This is a genomic window from Rhizobium sp. LEGMi-198b (genome assembly GCF_054114205.1).
Genome location: NZ_JBSYVH010000013.1, coordinates 14234 through 35954 on the forward strand (window position 1 = coordinate 14234; position 21721 = coordinate 35954).

Below are 21721 nucleotides of genomic sequence, written 5' to 3' on the forward strand. Positions count from 1 at the left end.
CAGCACCGCCCGAGCCGGACAATCGGGGCGAGCCCGGCCCGGCACAAAGGCATTCTTTGCCCGGCGCCGCCGAAATGTGGGAGCGCCAGGCAATTGCTTCAATGACCTCTTAGATCAAGCACTTCGACTTAGCTTTTTGGCTTGAGGCTTTCAGGGTCGTAGATCGGCTTGTAACCGATGCCAACCACCTCGACCGGATAGGTCTCGGCAAAATATTCGATATTAAGCTTGCGACCTTCCTGGCAATGGCTCCATGGCAGGTAGGCGAGCGCGATATTCTTGCCGATGGTCGGGCCAAAGGCGATCGAGGTCGTGTAGGAGCGGCGGCCGAGTTCGTCCACCAGCACCTCGCCGGTTTCCGGATCCATGACCGGGAGGTTGCCGAGCGGATAGCGGGCGACACCGTTGCTGTCGACATTGTCGGTCATGACGAGGGTGCAGAGCATGGCCGGCTGATGGTCGCGTGCCTTGTACTCCAGATGTTTCGCCTTGCCGCGGAAGTCAGCTTCCTTAACCTTCGGGCGCGCGAGATCGCATTCGAGCAGGTTGTACTGGGTCAGCAGGTCTGCGTTCTGCAGACGCAGGCTTTTCTCCATGCGGCGCGAGTTGGCATATGTTTCGACGCCGAAGGCCATGACGCCCGTTGCCCGCAGCGCATCCCAAACGGCAAGGCCATCCTCGTACGCCATGTGCAGTTCCCAGCCCTGCTCGCCGACATAAGAGATACGGAAGGCCGTGACCGACTTGCCGGCGATCTCGATCGGCTTGATCGCTGCAAAGGCGAAGTTTTCGGGATCGAGTCCTGCCGGATCGGCAACGACCTTCTTCAGCGTGGCGCGGGCGTTCGGACCCCAGAGACCGATGGTGACGAATTTCTCGGAAACGTCGGTGACGGTGACGTTGAAGCCCTTATCCTCGGCAATGCGCTTTATGTAGTGGAAATCGCGCGGGCCGGCGTCCGCTCCATCGATCACTCTGCAGCGATCGGCCATGCGAATGACCGTCAAGTCGGCGCGCACCATGCCCTCGTCGTCGAGGAAGTGGGTATAGATGCCCTTGCCGATATTGGCATCGCCGCCGATCTTTGCGGCACAGACCCATTCCATGAGTTCGACATGGTCAGGTCCTTCGACATCGAACATGTAGAAGTGGCTGAGGTTGACGATGCCGCAATCCTCGCTCATCGCCAGATGTTCGGCATTGGAGACGCGCCAGAAGTGGCGATTGTCCCATTCGTTTTCGCGAACAGGAACGCGGTCGCCGTATTTCTCCAGCAGGTGTTCGTTGGCGGCATAGCCGTGAGCACGCTCCCAGCCACCCAGCTCCATGAAATAGCCGCCGAGCTGCTTTTCGCGCTCGTAGAAAGGCGAGCGCTTGACGTTGCGGCCCGAAGCATAGGGTTCGCGCGTATGGACCGCTGGGAAATAGATCTTCTGCGCGGCCTCGTAGCAGCGGCCTTCGATAAATTTCTCTTCGAGCTGGTGCGGGTAGAAGCGCGAATAGTCGATGCTGGCGTGGTCGATCTCGGTGCGACCATCGGTCATCCAGTCGGCAATCAACTTGCCGTATCCGGGACCGTCTTTGACCCAGATGGCGACGCAGTACCAGAGGCCGCGCACCTTCTGGCTCTCGCCACACGACGGACCGCCAGCGGCGGACACCTGCAGGAGACCGTTGAAGGAGTGGCCTTCATTATAGCCGAGCTCGCCGAGGATCGGTGTCAGTTCCATCGCGCGCTCGAGCGGCTCGAGAATCTGTTCCATGTCCAGGTCGCGCTGCGAGGGCGAGAGGCGTGCCTCGTGCTTTTCGAGCAATTCGCGCGGATGGCACATGCGCGGATTGTCCTTCTCGTAGTAGCCCCACTCGATCTGTCCGCCCTCGGTGGTCTTCGGGTCGCCGGTGTCGCGCATATAGGCGGAGTTGCCCTGGTCGCGCAGCAGCGGATAGCCGATTTCCTTGCCCGTGCCTTCGAATTCGTTGTAGGGGCCGAAGAAGGTCAGCGGGTGGTCGACGGGCATGACCGGCAGATCTTCGCCAACCATTTCGGCGATCAGGCGACCCCACAGACCAGCGCAGACGATGACATGGTCAGCCATGATGGTGCCGCGATGGGTTACGACGCCCTTGATGCGGCCGCCTTCGACAATCAGTGACTTGGCCGGCGTGTTGCCGAACACCTGAAGCTTGCCGGATTTCTCAGCGGCATCGACCAACTTGCCGGCTACGGTTTGCGAGCGTGGAACGACGAGGCCCGCATCCGGATCGAACATGCCGCCCATGACCTGATCTTCCTCGATCAGCGGGAACATCTTCTTGATCTCGGAGGGAGTCACGAGATGGGCGCGCGTGCCAAAAGACTTGGCCGAGGTTACCTTGCGCTTGATTTCTTCCATCCAAACGTCATCGCCGGTGCGAGCGACTTCGAGACCGCCGATGCGAGCATAGTGGCCGAGCTTTTCGAAGAAATCGATGGAGTACTGGGTTGTCCAGACCGAGAGATAGTCATGGCTTGTGGTGTAGCAAAAATCCGAGGCATGCGCCGTGGATCCGATGTCAGTAGGAATGCCCGACTTATCGATGCCGACGATGTTGTCCCAACCGCGTTCGATCAGATGATGCGCGATCGACGCACCAACGATACCTCCGAGACCAACGATGACTACCCTCGCTTTTTCGGGAAACGCTGACATTTTCACCCCTCTTCGTTTCTAACGACATTGAAATTGACTGTATCAGGCCGGGTCTAGCAATGTTTTCGATGTGCCGTGCGACAGACTCCGACAGTAGATGTTCAAAGCGGGCCATCCGAAGCTTGCGGGTCAACCCGGTCGCGCCTGGCAGACATCCGCTGAAATGATCGCTTCTGACGGGACTGCAGCAAGGCTCGCCAGGTGCTAGGTATCCTTCCAGCCGCAGGGATGCCATCGATTTTCCGTGCATCCGGACCTTCAGCATGAGATTCCCGTCGATTTTTATATGTTCCTCACCGTCGCCTAGCCGGGCAGAGGAAACGTCTGCCGCAACAATCAACCGAAACGGTCTAAATCAGTAGAATTGAATGCTCGAAATACCGAAATCCTTGAAAGTACTTATCCGATTTCCGTATCGAACGTCTTTAAACCTATAGGCGCAATCCTTACGTCCTCTATCGTTATGTCTATCAAGGCAACACCGATGTGAGATCACTCACGACCACGCCGTCCCTCAGTGGGGACTCGGGACGCGCGGTCATTTTCCCAGACAAATGAGCAGCCCAAGCGTTCGACACGCCCTTGGCGTGTCGTGCGTAAAGGCGCGCGCAATCTCCCCGTCTTAATAACCAACACCAACCGGGCGGCCGTCGGATGAACGAACCCGTGCGCCCATAGGAGAGAAAAGATGGAATCCTTACAATATCTCAGCCCGATGGAATGGATGGCGATCGAAATCGCCGTCGCGGTCATCGTGCTGACAATCCTGTTCCGGTGGAGCGGCCTGGTCCGCTATATCCCCAACGACAGGCTCGGCATCCTCGAAAAGCTGTGGAGTTTTCGGGGCTCCGTCAAGAATGGCTTCATAGCGCTCAACGGCGAAGCCGGGTTCCAGCCGGAAGTCGTGCGCGGCGGCCTGCATTTTTTCATGCCGTTCCAGTATTCGATGCATCGCGCCAATCTCGTGACCATTCCGCAAGGCCAGATCGGCTACGTCTTCGCGCGTGACGGCAAGTCGTTGCCGCCGACCCAGACGCTTGCCTCGAATATCGAAGCCGATGACTTCCAGGACGTGCGCAGCTTTCTCCTAAAGGGCGGCCAGAAGGGTCCGCAGCGCAAGATCCTGCGCGAAGGCACTTATGCCATCAATCTCGCGCAGTTCATCGTGCTGACGGCACAATCGACCCACGCCGTAAACCTGAGCTCGTCCGAACAAAAGCTGTTTGCGGATATGTCCACGCTGATCACCGAACGGGATGGATTTGTGCCCGTCGTCATCCACGACGCCGAGGACCTGATCGGCATCGTCACTATTCACGACGGTCCGGCGCTGCCGGATGGCGAGATCATCGCGCCGACCGTTGCCAACGACCCGAAGGATCCGAATTTTCACAACAATTTCCAGGACCCGGAGAAGTTTCTCAATGCCGGCGGTTATCGCGGCCGCCAATTGCAGGTGCTTGCCGACGGCAGTTACTTTCTCAACCGCATCTTCGCAACGGTCGAACTCGTCGAGAAGACGATCATCGATGTTGGCACAGTGGGTGTCGTCGTCTCCTATACCGGCCGGCGAGGCGCGGATATTTCCGGCCAGTCCTATCGCCATGGCGAACTGGTCGAGACGGGCGCACGCGGCGTTTGGTCAACGCCGCTTCTGCCGGGCAAATATGCATTCAACACCTATGCCGGCAATATCGTCATCGTGCCGACCACCAACTTCGTGCTCAAATGGTCCAGGGAACAGTTCGGCGAGCATAGGCTGGACGAGAATCTCTCCGAAGTGTCGCTGATCACCAAGGATGCGTTCGAACCCGTGCTGCCGCTCTCGGTCGTCGTGCATATCGACTATATGAAGGCGCCCCTCGTCGTGCAGCGTTTCGGGGACATCAAACGGCTGGTCGAACAGACGCTCGATCCGATGGTCTCGGCCTATTTCAAGAATATCGCCCAGACCAAGACGTTGATCCAATTGCTGCAGGAACGCAGCGAAATCCAGCGCAAATCCGGTGATGAAATGCGCGAGAAGTTTGCCTCCTACAGCCTCGAACTGCAGGAAGTTCTGATCGGCACGCCGCGCGCCAACAATGGCCAGAACAGCATAGAGCAGATCCTGATCCAACTGCGCGAGCGCCAGATCGCCGTTGAAAAGGTCGAGACCTATAAATTGCAGGAAGCGGCTGCAATCCAGGAGCGCACATTGCGCGAGAAGGAAGCGCTCGCCGAACAGCAGGCCAAGATCACGACATCAGCACTCACCATCGAGATCAGCGAGAACGAGGGTAAGGCGCAACTCGCCCGCACTCGCCAGCAGGCAGAAACCATTCAGGTCACGGCCAAGGCAGAGGCCGAGAAGGTGCGCCTCGCCGGTCTCGGTGAGGCCGACCGGATCAAGGCCATCGCGCTTGCCGATGCCGAACGTATCAAGGCGACCGGTTTTGCCGATGCAGAGAAGGTGCGCGCCGTCGGCCTGGCGGAAGCCGAAGCCACCGAGAAGAAGGTCGCGGCCTTCGGCGGGCCGGACTATCAGCTCAACTCGCAGGTGCTCATGCGCTTCGCCGAGGCGATCGAGAACGGCAAGCTGCCGCTCGTGCCGCAGATCCAGGTCGGCGGTGGCTCCGGCGAGAAGGGTGCCACCAATGGTCTGGTGGAAATGATGCTGTCGATGCTGGTCGCCGACCGGCTTGGACGACAGGCACCGCCGGCCGCGGTGCCGGCGCCGCTCGAGCAGGACTGATTGTGAACGGGCCGGTCATCCCGGCCCGTTTTGCATCCTGCCTATAGGCTCATTGCGTTCCCTGAAACGACCAATGCGTCTGAATGATTTTCCACCCCTGCGGCTCGTGCCGGAAGACCTCCGTGCAGTTCCAGCGCATCGCCCCCTCCGTGCCGGCCCACGAGTGGAAATGATAGGTCAAAATCGCAACGTCGCCGACCGCCTCTACGCGCACATCGAGGAATTCGTACCGCGAGGCAAATATCTTGCCTCGAATGGTATCATAGTGGGCGCGCAGATTATCGAGCCCGTCGATGCGGCGTGGAATGAAGGGATCGAAATAGGTGACATTGCGGGATGACAGTTCAAGGAACCCATCGGGATCCCCATTGCACCACCGCGCCATTGCGGCTTTTTCCAACTCGACGACGGCATGAGACTGTGACATCTGCTCTCCTTTAAATTTTTCCCGGTTGCGGGAGAGCCGTCCATTAATAGGATTTCCGTGTCCTTGGACAGTACGCACAAATAGCGCAGCTACTGTCCCAAATCGCCAAATTGTGGAACATCATGCGCAAGCAACGTCATCAGGTCTATGCCAACTGCCCGGTCGAAGCAGCACTCGACATCATTGGCGGCAAATGGAAGGCCATTCTGATTTTTCATGTCCTGGACGGGCCGAAACGATTCGGTGAACTCGGACGCCTGCTGCCGGGACTGACGCAGCGGATGCTCACGACGCAGTTGCGCGAGCTTGAGGCCGATCACATCATCACGCGCACGATTTATCCGCAGGTGCCGCCCAAAGTCGAATATTCGATCACGCCCTTCGGCCAAACCTTGGTCCCGGTCCTGCGTGAACTGGCGCTATGGGCTGAAGACCATGTGAAGCCCCTTATAGAGCAGGCACGACACGCAGATGCGGAGGCACGGACGATCAATCGATAGAGGATGGCTCGTGCAAAGTTTGGGTTGACCGTTTTCGATGGCGAGGCGACACTTGCAGCCGGCAGCAAGGCAGGAGGAAAAAGATGGATGAGCCAGACCGCTGGCGCCACATGGCAAGCGCACCGAAAGACGGCAGCCGGATCCTCGTCACGATCCGCCCGTCCGAACAGGGGGCCGCAGAAGTTGATCTCGCATATTGGTCGAATGGCGATCAGTTCGGTGCAGAAGGCTGGCGCGCCTCTGATTCCTCGCCCGGCCGCATCGTTGAATATGCCGAGCCGGAATTGAAGTGCTGGATGCCGATGCCCTCGGCCAATCTCCAGCGCACCTCGATGCCCTCGCCCTGGGAAGGCGACGACGTTGAGCAGCTCGATGGGTCAGGGATTTAAGACCTCGCGCCGCCATGTGGCGAAGTTTCGATACACGGCAGGTGGCAAATCCGGTTGAGCTATCCACAACCATCCTTCGCCCGCGCGGCATCATTCCGATCGGTACCGACCGTTAAGGCGACACTTCCCGATCGACACATCGCTGTGCCATCGTAGTGGCCTCCATGAAAAGCGGCGCGTCCGAGACGAGACGCGCCGCTTCAAGATTTCTATGCCGACGGAAGGGCCTCAGGCGCCGGCGGTTTGCGTATGCGTTGCAAGCTGCTCTTCGTGGTTGTTGAACAGCACGTGGACGGCATCGTGGCCCGTCGGCGCGTAGTTCTGCAACGTGGCGACCACATGGGTTTCCGAGCCGGTGTTGATGCTGATCTTCGTCGAATTGGTTGCGGTGTCGACCGCTGCCGTCATCGACGCGACAGCACTTGCCTCGGTCATGCCCGGATGTTCGCCGACCAGCGCGTTCAGCAGGTTCGAAACATCCAACTTATCGCCCTCTCCCTTCGGGCTGAAGTCGGTGATGACGTCAGCCATGTTGAGATTGTGCAGAGCCTGGGCATCGAGCACGAAAGTATCCGCCCCGGCGCCGCCGGTCATGGTGTAACCGCCACCGCTCGTCAGCGTGTCGTTGCCGTCGGTGCCGTAGAGGTGGCCGAAGTCGATCTCGGCATAGTCGCCGTCGTGGCCGAGCGAGAAGTCGCCGGCCGAGTAGTCGCCGGTGAGACCGATGCTGGCGGTGTGGGTACCATCGGTGACGGTCAGCACACCACCAGTTTTCGCCGCGTTTTCCGCATAGGAGAAGCTGGCGGTCGCGGCGGAGATGTCGCCGAACCGCAGCGTGTCATTGCCGTCGAGGCCGGCGATCGTGCCGGTGAAGGCGGCCGCGTGGTCGATGGTGATCGTAGCCTGGGCATCCGTGCTCAACGTAATCGCCTGGCTGAACGAGCCGCCGATTTCGAGGCCAGCGTGGCCCGACAACAGCGCCGTGCCGCTGCCGCTGACATTGCTCTCGAGATTAATGTTGCCGCCATTCGCCCACAACACGCCATCATTGATGACGCTGCTGTGTATGTCGAGGCCGCCGGTCCCGGTCGCCTCCAGCGTGCCGGTGTTGCTCACAGCGTTGACACCGGTGTCGATGACGAGCGCGTGGCTGCCGTCGGCAATGATCGTGCCTTCGTTGACCAGCGTCAGGTGACCGTCGCCAAGTTGGCCTGCACCGGAGATGGTATTGTCAACGTTGGTCAGCGTGACGGCGTCACCGCTGCCGAAGATGACGTTGGCCGCATCGTCGGACAGCGTCACCGTGCCGCCGCCGGTCAGCGTGAGGCCGTGCTGCACGATTTCGAAGGCCGTTTCGCTGCCGGTCGAAGAGAGATGGATGCTGCCGGTGTTGTCGAGCGTGCCGCTGAATGGCATCAGCGCACCGTCGCTAAGCACCATGTCGCCGGTATTGTGCGTCACCACGGTCTCGTTGAAGAGGAAGTCGTCTGCCGTAAGAGCCGCGGCGCTGACGCCTGCCAAGGTAATGGTCTCGCCATCGCCGAGCGTGATGACGGCATTGCCCGACGCGTCGCTCGACAGATGGGCCTGAACGTCCGCAAAGCTTGAGAAGCCCGCAAAGCCGACCAGATCGATCTTATCATGCGCCGTATCGAAGTTGTGCACGACGTCGGTGCCGATGGTGTTCGCAAAGACCAGCGTGTCGTTGCCGCTCGATGCGGTGAGCGTATCGTCGCCCGACCAGGCGAAAATCGGCGCGCCCTTGGCATAGGCTTCGATGTTGTCGGACACATAGGCCGTGCCGGTCGAGCCATCGGCATTGATCCAGGTCTCGGTGACCTGAAGAACCAGTGCGCCGGTGACGCCATCGGGCGAGGTGACCGTCAGCGACGACGGATCGTTCGTCACCACGGACCAGGTGCCATCGGCATTATGCGTGCCTTCGCTGAGCACCCAGCCGGCGGGAAGGCCAGCAACGGTCAACGTGACCGCGCCGATGTGATGTGACGGATCTGCAAGTGCGAGGTTGATGGCTTCGCCGGAGATGCCGGCGGGCATGTTCGTATAGTTGACGGTTACATGTGCAGCGGAAGATGTTCCACCATCGCCATCGTTGACGGTGAAAGTAACGGTCCTGTTACCTGCGGTACTCGATGTCGAACTGAATTGAATATCCTTTAGCAACGCCGTTACCGCAGCTTGCGTAGCGTTCGTTGAGGTGAATGTAACCGTCAATGTTGCACCATTGATCGAGTACGTGCCGATTGTCTTGTTGCCGTAGGTGACGTTCCCACTGTTCGTACCGGTAATGCCGATTTGACCAGTCGACGTTCCTTGATTCTTGATGCTGACCTTGTCTGAGGAACCGGACGACGTAACGACAAGACTTCCGCCGTTGAAATTAGACGAGTCAGTGTCTGTGACAATGGCGCTCGGCGCCAAAATAACGGCACTGCTCGACTTTGTGTAACTGACAGATGTATCAACGCCGCTCGTCGAACTGCCATTTAGATCCAATACCGGCGCCTCGTTCGCGCCAGTGATCGTCACAACGATATCCTGTGAGTCCGTCCCGTCTACGGACGTCACAGTCAGCTTGTCCGTAACCGTCTGCCCCCCGGTCAATGCCTGCACATTCGCGGCGGAGTTGTTGAGCGTATAGCCCCAAGCACCGCTTGTCGCGTCGAAGGTGAATGTACCATACGTGCCCGCCAGTGATGACGGCGCCTGGAAATGGTTCTCGCCGTGGTCGACGTCGGCAACCGTCAGCACACCGTTCGCCGTCAACTCGCCGTCCTCGGTGACCGAACCGGTCGCCGAGCCCGAGATCGAGGCTGTGTCGTTGACGCCATTGACTGTCACGGTAACGTCCTTCGTCACCGTTCCCCCATGACCGTCGCTGAGCGTCAGCGTGTAGGTCTGGATGATATGGTCCGTGGCGCTGAGCGACTGGATGGCGCTGTCGTTGACGCTGTATGTCCAGTTTACCTTATTGGTGGTGTTGTCGACGCTGGCGGCGAACGTACCGTAATAGCTGCTACCCGCCGGGGTCGCGTAGGTCACCGTATGGGTATACCCGGCATGGGCATCCGTGAACGCGATCGCTCCCGAGGCCGTTTCAACACCCGGCGTTCCTGTGCTTACCGCTTTCACGGACACGTCATCAACGTAGAACGCACCATATGGCTGGTTCGGCGACCAGAACTTGATGACTGTATTCGCACCCGTAGCGACAAACGTAACCGTATACTGCGTGTACGGACCAACTCCGGAATAATATGTGTAGTTGATAGCTTGTGTTTGAGACCCCGTTGTAACATCAAAAATTGCAGGAGTTAACGAGTTCGTAAGAGTAGAGAAATCCTTCATGTAGAAAGTGAGCTGATACGTTTGCCCAACCACCGTCGATACTGACTGATACAGTGAGTTGGTCCCGTTGTCGCCATTGCTATTGAGGATCGCGGAGTAGCTACCAGTTCGAGCGGTACCATACTCACCGCCGACATTCCCTGTAGTTGACCAGCCGGTCGGAAGACTATAGCTGCCGCCCACGGTCTCAGTCTCGAAACTGCCATTCGTTATCAGTTCGGAACCTGCGGCGTAGGACGCATCCTCCGTTACCGCTCCCGTCGTCGTCCCGGTGCCAAAAACCGGCGCGCTATCCACGCCAGTGATCGTTACGGCGATGTCATGTGGCGTTCCGTCGGCCGAGGTGACAGTCAATGTGTCGGTCAGCTTTGCGCCGCCGGTCAGTGCTTGAACCGCCGCGTCATTGTTGTTCAGCGTGTAGGTCCACGCTCCCGTGGCTGAGCCATCATTGGTAAAGGTAAACGTCCCGTGTGCACCGGCGATTGAGTTTGAGGAGACGGTCGTGAAGGAGCTTTGGTTCGCGTCCACGTCGGAGACGGTGATCTTGCCGCTGATAGCGGCAGTACTGCCCTCCAGAATGTTCCCGGTATCGCCAGTAAAGGTCGGCGCGTCGTTCGCTCCGTTGATCGTGATATCGATCTGCTGCTGCGTGCCGTCCGCCGTCGTTACTGTGATCAGGTCATGCAGTGTCGTGTTGCTGCCGGTGCTGTTGAGTGCCTGCACGGCATTATTGCTGTTGTCGAGCGTGTAGTTCCACTGCCCGTCAGCACCGATCGTGAAGTGACCGTAGCTCGTCGCCACATTGCTTTGCGCGGTAAACGAATGATCGCTGTCGACGTCCGTCGCGGAAAGCACTCCGTTCGCCGTCGGCACTCCAGCCGTCCCGTTGTTGACACCACCGTCTTCCGTGACGCTCTTGGCAACATCACCAGTGATCACCGCAGCGTCGTTCGCACCGTTGATCGTGATATCGATCTGCTGCTGCGTGCCGTCCGCCGTCGTTACTGTGATCAGGTCGTGCAGCGTCGTATTGCTGCCGGTGCTGTTGAGTGCCTGCACGGACGCGTTGCTGTTGTCGAGCGTATAGTTCCACTGACCGTCAGCACCGATCGTGAAGTGACCGTAGTTTGTCGCCACATCGCTTTGCGCGGTAAACGAAGGATCGCTGTCGACGTCCGTCGCCGAAAGCACTCCGCTCGCCGTCGCTACCCCAGCCGTCCCATTGTTGACACCGCCGTCTTCCGTCACGCTTTTGGCAACGTCACCGCTGATCACAGCTGGATCGTTCGTGCCGTTGATCGTCACGACGATGTCATGGGTCGTTCCGTCAACCGAGGAGACCGTGAACTTGTCGGTCGTGCTCTGGTTCACACCCAGATTCTGCACGGCTGACAGGCTGTTATCGACCTTGTAGGTCCAGCTACCGTCCTCACCGATCGTCAGCGTACCAAGATGCGTGCCGTCAGCGTTTATGGTCGCCGCCTGGATTTTGCTTTCGCCCCGATCCGCATCGTCGATCGTCAACGTACCGCTTGCCTGCAGATAGCCGTCGGCGGAAACGTTCAGGTCTTCCGTGACGGCGCCGCTATCGGCACCGACGATCTCCGCCGGGTGATTGACGTGGTCCACAGCAATGGTGAAGGCGCCTGTGCCCAACGTCACGGAGTCACCGTCGGAATCCGTGGCCTTCAGGTATTGCGAGAAGTCGAGCGTCTGGTCCTTGGCACCGTCGATCGTCTGGTCAAGCACGAACGTGGCGTGGCCGCTGCTGTCGACGGTCAAAGTGAAGACCGTGACGCCTCCCGCCGAGCCGGTGATCGTATGCCCATCCGTGCTGTCGAGCGTGATAGCCGCACCGTTGTACGTCAACTCGGTGCCGCCTGTCAGAGTGCTGGAGGAGGTACCGGCTGCGACGGCGTTCGCCGACCAGGTCAACGGGCTGTCGGCACCAGAGTTAACCAGTGAGGTCAGTTCCGCCGTCGTCGTTGCGGAGTGTTCGGCGGCCGTCACCACACCATTGTCGGAGACGGTTGCGGAAATCCCTGTACCGGTCAGCGTCGGCGCGTCGTCGGCGATATTGAACGTCAGGGTTTCCTGAGCCGTTTTGCCGTTCATGTCCGTCACCGTATAGGTGAACTGATCCGTATCTCCCGATGGGTTCGAGCCCGCATGCGTCAGCGTGTAGGTATATGCGCCGTTCGCGTCGATTACGAGATCACCGTAGGAACCGTGGATCGTCGTCGTCTGGCTGTCCGGAGCCGTTTGATCGACGCTTACCGGCGTGCCGTCGGCACCCGCGACGCTGGTGATGTGCGGATTATCCAGGGTACCCAGAGCAATGCTGCCCGTGGCTGTCAGTTCAGAAGGCTGCGGGTTGGAGCCGCCCGAAAGATTGGCCTCCGACAGTGGCGTTGCATCGATCGTCGGAGTGAAGACCGTCGGAGCGATGACAGCAGACGTCGTCTGCGTCGCGACATCGCTGAAGCCCTGGCCATCCGTATAGCTCACCGTCAGGATCAACGAATGCCCGACATCGGCGCTCGTCACCGTGTAGGACGATGCGGTTCCGAGAACCGTATGGGACTGATCATCGGCCCAGCTCCACGCATAGGTCAGACCGGACTGCCCGTGATCCGGGTCGTCTGTTGCGATCGCCGCGTTCAGCGTATCGCCTGCGACGACCGCATTGCCGGTATGCGTCGTCTGATCGGCAATCGAGACCGTCGCCGTGCCATCGTCAACGGCAGTCACGGTAACTGTCATCGTATGGGCGGTTGACGTATCCGCGCCGCTATTGGCCGTGCCGCCGTTGTCCTGCACCGTGAAGCCGAAGTTCGCGGTTTCGGTCGCGCCTGCAAAGTCTGACGAAGGCGTGAAGTGAAGTGTTGTCAGCGCGCTCTCTGCGATGTGCTCGCCGACCGTGACGGCTGTCCCGCCAAGATAAAGCGTCCCACCCGTCGGAAGGCTGGTGATGGTGACGGATTTCAGGGTGTTGCCGTCGATGCTATCGCTGAAGGCGAAATCCTTCGACGAGAAATAGTAGGCCGCATGTTCGCCGGTGGAGACGCTTCCGTCCGCCGTGGTCGGCGCATGGTTGACGCCGTCGACCCTGATGGTGAAGGTGCCGCTGGTTTTGCTGCCGTCGCCGTCGGTGACGGTATAACCGATCGAGAGTATCGAAGAGTGGCCAAGCGGCAGGGCATCCAGTGCGCTGCCCGGCGCAACGGTCACATGACCGGCGTCAATCGTGACCATGGACGTGCTCAGCGTCGACCCGGCGAGATCCCCGTTGGCGCTGACGCTGTCGACATGGATTGCCCCGCTCTGGGCCGCTCCGTCGGCGCCGAAGGCGATGGTTCCGGAAGCCAGTGCGAAGGTCGCGCTGCTGTCGTTCTCATGCATCGATCCGACCAGAATGGTGCTTGCTATCGGCTTATCATCGGTAATGTTGAAGGTCAGGGTTGCAGTCTGGCTTTCACCGTCAATCAGCGCGTCGCTGACTGTGACGGAGAAGGCGTCGTGGTTGCTCGCCCCGCTCGTGGTGCTGGTCAGCGTATAGGTATAGTTGATGGCCGTCGTAGTGACGCTGAGGATGTGCAGCGTTCCGTAGGCACCATGAATGGTGGCATTGGTATCGCCATTGGTGATTGTGGCGCCGACGTTGAACGTATGGCCTGCGATTGTCACCGTCGAAGGTGCATCGCCTGCAGTGATTGCAATGCTACCGGAATGGACGTTGGCGACGCCAGCCGCCCCCGTACCACCCGGCAAGCCGCTTTCGCTGACGCTTGATACCAGGCCGGCCGAATTGATTGTCGGAAGGCTGTCCGTGGCCGACTGCACGACGATGGTGACGGAGCCGCTGCCCAGGGTGACAGCATCGCCGTCGAAATCCGTCGCCGTAACGTATTTCGAGAAGTCGAGCGGCAGCGTTTTGCCGCCGTCGATCGCATGGTAAAGGTCGAATGTGGCGTGGCCGCTCGCAGGATCGACAGTCAACGTGAAGACCGTGACGCCTCCGGCCGAGCCGGTGATCGTGTGTCCATCTGTGCTGGCGAGCGTGATGGCCGTGCCGTTGTAAGTCAGCCCGGTACCGCCCGTCAGGTTACCGGAAGACGTTCCAGCGGCAACCGTGTTCACCGACCAGGTCAACGGGCTGTCGGCGCTGGCGTGAACGAGCGAGGTCAGATCTAGCGTTGTCTCAGCAGGATTGCTTGTGGGCGTCGTGGTCGTGTCGGTGACATGGATGTTGTCGACCGTGACTGTCAGCGAGTTGTCATGCGGATCGATCTCGAGCGATGTCAGTTGCTTGCCTTCAAGCGCCGTGCCGGCGGCCGAGAAGGTCGTACCGGTAGTCGTCACCGAATAGGTGTTGCCATTGGCATCGGTGCCGATGATGGTGACGGTCTTGGACGACGCGCCTTTGTGGTCAAACACACCTATATCCATCTGGGCGAGGACAAAGGTCGTCCCCGTGTTGGATACGAGCACGATATCGCCCCCCTTGGACGACGATTCCACATGGCCGTCGCTGACGCTGCCCTCGCTGACCGTCAGTTTGGCAGCCGCAGGATTCACCGTGTCGAAATCGACGGTGTAAGATCCCGTCGTCACCAAAGGAGCATTGATCGCCGTCTCCGAGACGGTCGCGGAAACCGAGGCATGATCAACCAGCGTCGGCACATCGTCGATCAAATCGACCGAGAAGCTCTGCGTGCCGCTCGTGGTGTCGCCGTCGCCGTCATGTCCGGCAACCTGGAAGGTCAGCTTGATATCCGAGAGGTTGGTTTGACCGTTGACGTCGTCGAGCGACTTGTAAAGCGTGAAGTTGTAGGCGCCGTTGGCGTGGCTGTTGTCCTGGGACAGGACAACCTTGAAGACCCAGCTCGACTGGTCGGCGGCATTGCTGCCGGTGTAGGCGATGAGCGTCATGCCGTCGCCGCTGAGCGAGTAGGATAGCGCATGGCCGCCGGAGCTGAGCTTAGTCGCATCAAGCGTCTGATTATTGCTGTAGCTCGCGGTGAAATAGCTGCCGTTCGAACCAGCTACGAAGGTAGCAGCATGGGCGGCCGGGCCGTCAGCGCCGAAGGCGAGATTGAGCGCAACTGCGCCAGTGCTGATGCCTGAAGGCGACAGCGAACCCGAATTCGTCAGAAGGTCATGCTCGGCAAGTGTCTTCGTCGCTACGGCACCGCCGATCGACGGGCCGTCATCATCGAAACGAATGCTGCTGCCGATGGAAACTGATTTGGCGACGATATCGCCATCGCTATCGGTCGCGCTCAGCACCGCCGAGAGCTTGCCGGTGAGATCGACCGTATCGCCGTCCGACTTCGAGGTGTTCGGGTTGGCGAGCGACATGTACTGGGCGATACTGACTTTGCCGCTGTTGTCGAGGCGGATCGCAAAGGCGATCTCGCCGTCGGCGATCTTGCCGACAACCGTGCCGTTGGCGAGCTGCGAGAGCGTGATCGCCTGACCAGCAGTCGTCTGCAAGCCAGAGTCGGCATTGTCGATATGAAGCGTCAGGCTGCTCGTCGTACCCGACGCATCGTCGGCACCCATCGAGACCGCCGGCGAGACGACGTTGTGCTGAGCGTAGACCGTCGACATATCGGGATCGTTGCCGCCGGTGATGCCCGCAAACAGGCTCTTGACCGCATTGCTGGCGTTGACGTCGTTGTCGCCGCTGCCGCTCTCGTCGATCGTGATCGAGCCAGTGAGGGCAAGATCGACCTTCGGCGCGTCGTCGACGATCGTGACTTTCAAAGCGCCGGTCAGCGTCACGCTGTCGCCGTCGCCGTCGGTCGCCTGGATGACGGAACCGAAGTCGATGGCCGAGATCGAGCTATTGCCTGAGCGCAGGTCGTTGCCGGGACCAGCGACGTTGTCGAGCTGATCGTACTGCTGCAAGGTGAAGCTGCCGTTGCCAGACAGCGACAATGACAGGACCGGGCGGTCGAGGAGCGGATTGTAGCCACTGTGATGGTCATTATCGACATAGCCGATGATCACGTTGTTGACGACGGCATAGGAGAGCGCTTCGCCACCCGAAGTCAGATGCAGAGCGGTAAGCGTCGACGCCGCATTGGCGGTGAAGCTGAAGCCGCCGCCGAGCGCTGCGCCATCGGCACCGAAGGAGACGGTGGAAGCAACGGAGCCGGATACCGTGGCCGCAAAGCCGAAACCGAATAGAGCGGGCTGCGAGGACGATCCGTCATGCGTGCCATCGAGCGGGCTGTTGCCATGCGACAGGAGATTGTAAATGTCGCCCTCGTTGGCCCTGACCGCAACGGTCGTGCCGGAGGCAACCGGGACGTCGTCCGTGATGGCAATCGCCAGCGAGCCCTTCGTTGTATCGCCGTCGCCATCCGTGACAGTAAATCCGAAATTCAGCGTCAGGCTGTCTTCGGTCGTCGACGACGTCGAATGAACAAGCGGCGCATCCGCAGTGAAGCTGTAGGAACCGTCCGAACCAATGGTCAGAACCGCAACGGTGGCATGGCTGGAGGCACCGGTTGCCGTCCAGGTGGTCACACCGTTCGCCGCAGACGACGTCCAGGACACCGCTTCCTGATGGCCGATGCCGTGGCTGTCGAGGTAGATCGCCTTCAGCGTCGGCAGGCTGTCCATCGATACACCCTTGACGCCATCGGCACCGGCGGAGAACAGCGCCCCTGCGTCGCCATTGATCGTCTTCGCGTCGGCGGCGCCATCCAGGTTGCCATGTGACTGCGCGTCGTCGTTAAGCGGCGTGGAGGTGGCATCAACCTTATAGGCGATCGGGGCATCGTCCTTGACGGTGACCGTCAGCGAGCCACTGGCTGTATCGCTGTCACCGTCGGTGACGGTGAAATTGAAGGTCAGATCCTGCGTATTTTCCACGGTCGGGCTTGCCGTGTGAGCGACCGGCGCGCTGAGCGTGAAGCTGTAGGAACCGTCGGCGCCGATTGTCAGCGTCGCGACCGTCTGGCCGCTGTCCTTGCCCGTCGCGATCCAGATCGTCTCGCCGCCCGCCGCCGTCGTCGGGCTGCCCCAAACGACCGACTCGACATGGGCAAAGCCGTCCTTGCCTGTATAGATGGTGCTGAAATCCGTCGTCGCTCCGAGCGTCACCTGATGAACGCCATCCGCACCGCCCGTAAAGAGCGTGCCGCTCGCGCCACTGACGGTGTCGGTGTCGGTTACGCCGACCGTGTCGGGATTTCCGCCTTTCAGCGCGTCGTCGTTCAGCGCCACGCTGGTCACGGTGACGGTGCTTGCAAGCGGCACGTCATCCGTAACATGCAAGGTCAGCGATCCGGTCGACGTATCGTTGTCGCCATCGGTCACCGTGAAGGTGAAGGTCAGCGACAAGCTTTCTTCCGTCGTGCCGGAGGTCGGGTGGACGAGCGGCGCACTGGTGCTGAAGGTGTAGGAGCCATCGGCATTGATGGTCAGCGTGGCGACGGTCTCGTGATTGGCGCTGGAAGCAACCCAGGTCGTCGCACCGCCAGAAACCGTCGGCTTGCCCCAGGTAACGTCTTCCTGCTGTGCGAACCCGTTGGCGTCGACATAGATCGTCTTCAGAGCCGGAAGGCTGGACTGATCGATCGAGACGCTTGCAGAACCGTCGGCGCCAGCGCTGAATAGGGCGCCGGCAGCGCCCGAGACGCTATGCGCGTTGGCGTCGTTGGCATCCAGGTTTCCGCCGATCTGAGCATCGTCATTCAGCGGCGAAACAGTGTTGTCAATCGTCTGAGCAATAGGCTTGTCGTCGGCGACGGTGATGGTGAAGCTGTTCGTGGCGGTGTCGCCGTCGGAATCGGTTGCCGTATAGCCGAAGGTCAGCGTGATGGCGTCCGAACCCTTGGCGTCGTCGAGCGACTGCACCAGCGTGAAGTTGTAGTGGCCGTTGTCGGTGTCCGAGACCGTCGCGTAGAAGACGACGTTGGATGCGGAGGTTGCCGTCGGAGCAGTCTCGCCGGTGTAGCCGACCAGCGTGCCATCGGCCAAAATCGCCGTATGAACCGCAAGACCATGCGAGCTCAGTGCCTCGCCATCCTGGCCCTGTGTCGTGACCGAGGCATCGGTGAAGGCGACAGACCGGTCGCCGGCGCCACCGTTGTTGGTGTTGGCGTTGTCGGCACCCCAGGAGATGTTGAGCGAGCCGGTGGTGATGGCATCGGTCTCGACATGCGGGTTCTCGTTGCCGCTCGCCAGCGCGCCTTCAGTGACCGAGCCTGCATCGCCAGTCGCAGCGACAGGCTTGTCATCGGCAACGGTGATGGTGAAGGTGTTCGTGGCGGTGTCGCCATCGGAATCGGTTGCCGTGTAGCCGAAGGTCAGCGTGATCGCGTCCGAGCCCTTCGCATCATCAAGCGACTGCACCAGCGTGAAGTTGTAGTGGCCGTTGTCGGTGTCCGAGACCGTCGCATAGAAGACGATGTTCGAGCCGACCGCGCCCTTGGCATCCATGACCGCCGTCGGAGCGGCCTCACCGGTATAGCCAACCAGCGTGCCATCGGCCAAGAGCGCCGTATGAACGGCCAGACCATGCGAGCTCAGCGCTTCGCCGTCCTGGCCCTGTGTCGTGACCGTGGCATCGGTGAAGGCAACCGACCGGTCGCCGGCGCCGCCGTTGTTCGTGTTGGCGTTGTCAGCACCCCAGGAGATGTTGAGCGAGCCGGTGGTGATGGCATCGGTTTCGACATGCGGGTTTTCGTTGCCGCTCGCCAGCGCGCCTTCTGTAACCGAGCCTGCATCGCCGGTGGAGGCGACGGGCTTGTCGTCGGCGACGGTGATGGTGAAGCTGTTCGTGGCGGTGTCGCCGTCGGAATCGGTTGCCGTATAGCCGAAGGTCAGCGTGATGGCGTCCGAACCCTTGGCGTCATCGAGCGACTGCACCAGGGTGAAGTTATAGTGGCCGTTGTCGGTGTCCGAGACCGTCGCGTAGAAGACGATGTTCGAGCCGACCGCTCCCTTGGCATCCATGACCGCCGTCGGAGCGGCCTCGCCGGTATAGCCGACCAGCGTGCCATCGGCCAAGAGCGCCGTATGAACGGCAAGACCATGCGAGCTCAGCGCTTCGCCGTCCTGGCCCTGTGTCGTGACCGTGGCATCGGTGAAGGCAACAGACCGGTCGCCGGCGCCGCCGTTGTTCGTGTTGGCGTTGTCAGCACCCCAGGAGATGTTGAGCGATCCGGTGGTGATGGCATCGGTTTCGACATGCGGGTTTTCGTTGCCGCTCGCCAGCGCGCCTTCGATAACGGAGCCTGCATCGCCGGTCGCAGCGACAGGCTTATCGTCAGCAACGGTGATGGTGAAGGTGTTCGTGGCGGTATCGCCATCGGAATCGGTTGCCGTGTAGCCGAAGGTCAGGGTGATGGCGTCCGAACCCTTGGCATCGTCGAGCGACTGCACCAGGGTGAAGTTGTAGTGGCCGTTGTCAGTGTCCGAGACCGTCGCATAGAAGACGATGTTCGAGCCAACCCCGCCCTCGCCATTCATCACGGCCGTTGGAGCAGTCTCGCCGGTGTAGCCGACCAGCGTGCCGTCAGCCAAGAGCACCGTATGAACGGCAAGACCGTGCGAGCTCAGCGCTTCGCCGTCCTGGCCCTGTGTCGTGACCGTGGCATCGGTGAAGGCAACCGACCGGTCGCCGGCGCCGCCGTTGTTCGTGTTGGCGTTGTCAGCACCCCAGGAGATGTTGAGCGATCCGGTGGTGATGGCATCGGTTTCGACATGCGGGTTTTCGTTGCCGCTCGCCAGCGCGCCTTCGATAACGGAGCCTGCATCGCCGGTGGAGGCGACGGGCTTGTCGTCAGCGACGGTGATGGTGAAGGTGTTTGCGGCGGTATCGCCGTCGGAATCGGTTGCCGTATAGCCGAAGGTCAGCGTGATGGCGTCCGAACCCTTCGCATCATCGAGCGACTGCACCAGCGTGAAGTTGTAGTGACCGTTGTCGGTATCCGAGACCGTAGCATAGAAGACGACGTTGGTTGCGGAGGTTGCCGTCGGAGCGGTCTCACCGGTGTAGCCGACCAGCGTGCCATCAGCCAGCAGCGCCGTATGAACGGCCAGACCATGCGAGCTCAGCGCGCCATTGTCCTCACCCGTCGCCGAAACCGTGGCATTGGTGAAAGCGACCGAGCGATCGCCGAGGCCGCCCTTGTCGGTGTTGCCGCCGTCAGCGCCCCAGGAGATGTTAAGTGAACCAGTGGCCGTCGCGGCGCCGGTGTCATGGGTCAGGGCTGCATTACCAGCAGACAGAGCCGCTTCGGTAACCGAACCCGCCGTACCAACGGCCGCAACCGGCACGCTGTCCGTGATATCGACGGTTGCGACAGCCGAAACCGTATGGCCGCTCGTGTCGGAGACCGTATACCGAAATTGAAGTTCAAGCACATCGCTCGCGGAATTGGCGCCGCGGGGATGGTCGAGGGCAGCGAGCTGGGTGAAGGTGTACGCGCCAGTCGAGGCGTTGAATACCAGCGTGAAGACAGTGACGCCATTGGCGACGCCGGTGACGGTCTGGCCGCTCTGGGTGACGACAACGGGAACGCCGCCGGAGGTCAGGCCCGATAGCTGCTGCGTACCGCTGCTGGTGATTTCTGCCTCGCCGACCAGCGTGACAGTGGTGATCGAGGCATTATTGCCGCCGAAGCCGAAGCGACCGGTGCTGCTTGTCGTGAGGAAGGCGCCAGTGCTGCTGCCGCGTTCGATCAGCGAAGCTGTTTCGGTCGCCTGCTGAAGGATAAAGGGAACGCGAGTCTGGGTGCCAGACAGATTGCCGCCGTTACCGTTGCCACCTATGTCGCCAGGACCGAGGAGACCAATCAGGTTCAGCGGCGTGCGGGCATTCGGGGCCTGGTTGTCGGTGAACTGGTGGCCGGAATCCGTGTTATTGCCAGCATGAACCGAACCGTCGGGACCTTCAGCGACGTTGATGCCCTGCTGCTGTAGTGCAGCGACAACGGCCTGCTGTGGCAGCGTGACTTCGCCGATCAGGAAGGTCGGGACGTGCAGCGCACCGTTGATGATGACGATGCGCGTGCCGTCGGCCTGGATGAGAACGAGGTTGCGCCCCTCGACGTGAATGTCGTCGATCGAGGTGTTCGCCGGCAGGTGGACGATGTTGCCATTGTCCGGCACGATTTGGATCGGCTGATGGGTGTCGGTGCTTTGCGGCTCGTTGGCGGCAAGGCGCTCGGTCTTGCCGTTCGCCTGCTGCTCGGCGGCCTGTGCCACCTCAAACGCGGCGACATCAGCATTCTGCGACAACGGCCGAGACGCATTGATGTCGGCTGCAAGGCCTTCGTTCCGGTCGCCCGATACGAGATCGTTCGAAACCGCTTCGTGGTCTACCGTCGAAATGCGCGAATCTTCCATAAGTCTAACTCCCGGTGTCTCGTAATTTGACGGCAATCAATTACGAGAGCGGGGTAATTGCAATACTTCGTTAACCTCACAGATATAGCCGGTTATGCACGACCGCAGATATATTTACCCATGGTTAACTCAACAACCAAACAACTCCTTAAGTATACCGCTTGACTTTCCGTCAGCCGCTGTGTGCAAATGCGCCGCCATAGGCTGTCGCAGCCTGCGTTCGGGAATCGGGGGAGTGAGTT

At 60.4% G+C, this 21721-nt stretch carries 6 protein-coding genes; 3 read left to right on the forward strand and 3 right to left on the reverse strand.

All coding sequences use genetic code 11. The features are described from left to right. Nucleotides 1-128 precede the first annotated feature (128 nt). Complete coding sequence (locus ACXHXG_RS30850; RefSeq protein WP_457901754.1) at nt 129-2690, reverse strand: GcvT family protein; 2562 nt, start codon at nt 2688-2690, stop codon at nt 129-131. A gap of 688 nt (nt 2691-3378) precedes the next feature. On the opposite strand from ACXHXG_RS30850, the gene ACXHXG_RS30855 reads away from it, so the two are divergent. Further along, nucleotides 3379-5424: an SPFH domain-containing protein gene (locus ACXHXG_RS30855; protein WP_457901755.1), complete on the forward strand. Its 2046-nt coding sequence runs from the start codon at nt 3379-3381 to the stop codon at nt 5422-5424. A gap of 49 nt (nt 5425-5473) precedes the next feature. Here ACXHXG_RS30855 and ACXHXG_RS30860 read toward each other — a convergent pair whose 3' ends face one another. Further along, nucleotides 5474-5851: a YybH family protein gene (locus ACXHXG_RS30860; RefSeq protein ID WP_285170339.1), complete on the reverse strand. Its 378-nt coding sequence runs from the start codon at nt 5849-5851 to the stop codon at nt 5474-5476. Nucleotides 5852-5973: 122 nt separating this feature from the next. Here ACXHXG_RS30860 and ACXHXG_RS30865 point away from each other — a divergent pair, with 122 nt between their 5' ends. Both ACXHXG_RS30865 and ACXHXG_RS30870 read left to right on the forward strand, forming a co-directional pair. Then, nucleotides 5974-6351, forward strand: a complete 378-nt coding sequence (locus tag ACXHXG_RS30865; protein ID WP_104827487.1) for a winged helix-turn-helix transcriptional regulator — start codon at nt 5974-5976, stop codon at nt 6349-6351. Nucleotides 6352-6434: 83 nt separating this feature from the next. Beyond that, nucleotides 6435-6740, forward strand: a complete 306-nt coding sequence (locus ACXHXG_RS30870; RefSeq protein ID WP_283052427.1) for a hypothetical protein — start codon at nt 6435-6437, stop codon at nt 6738-6740. Nucleotides 6741-6968: 228 nt separating this feature from the next. Here ACXHXG_RS30870 and ACXHXG_RS30875 read toward each other — a convergent pair whose 3' ends face one another. Beyond that, nucleotides 6969-21479, reverse strand: coding sequence for a T1SS-143 repeat domain-containing protein (locus tag ACXHXG_RS30875; protein WP_457901756.1), 14511 nt, complete (start codon nt 21477-21479; stop codon nt 6969-6971). Nucleotides 21480-21721: the final 242 nt, after the last annotated feature.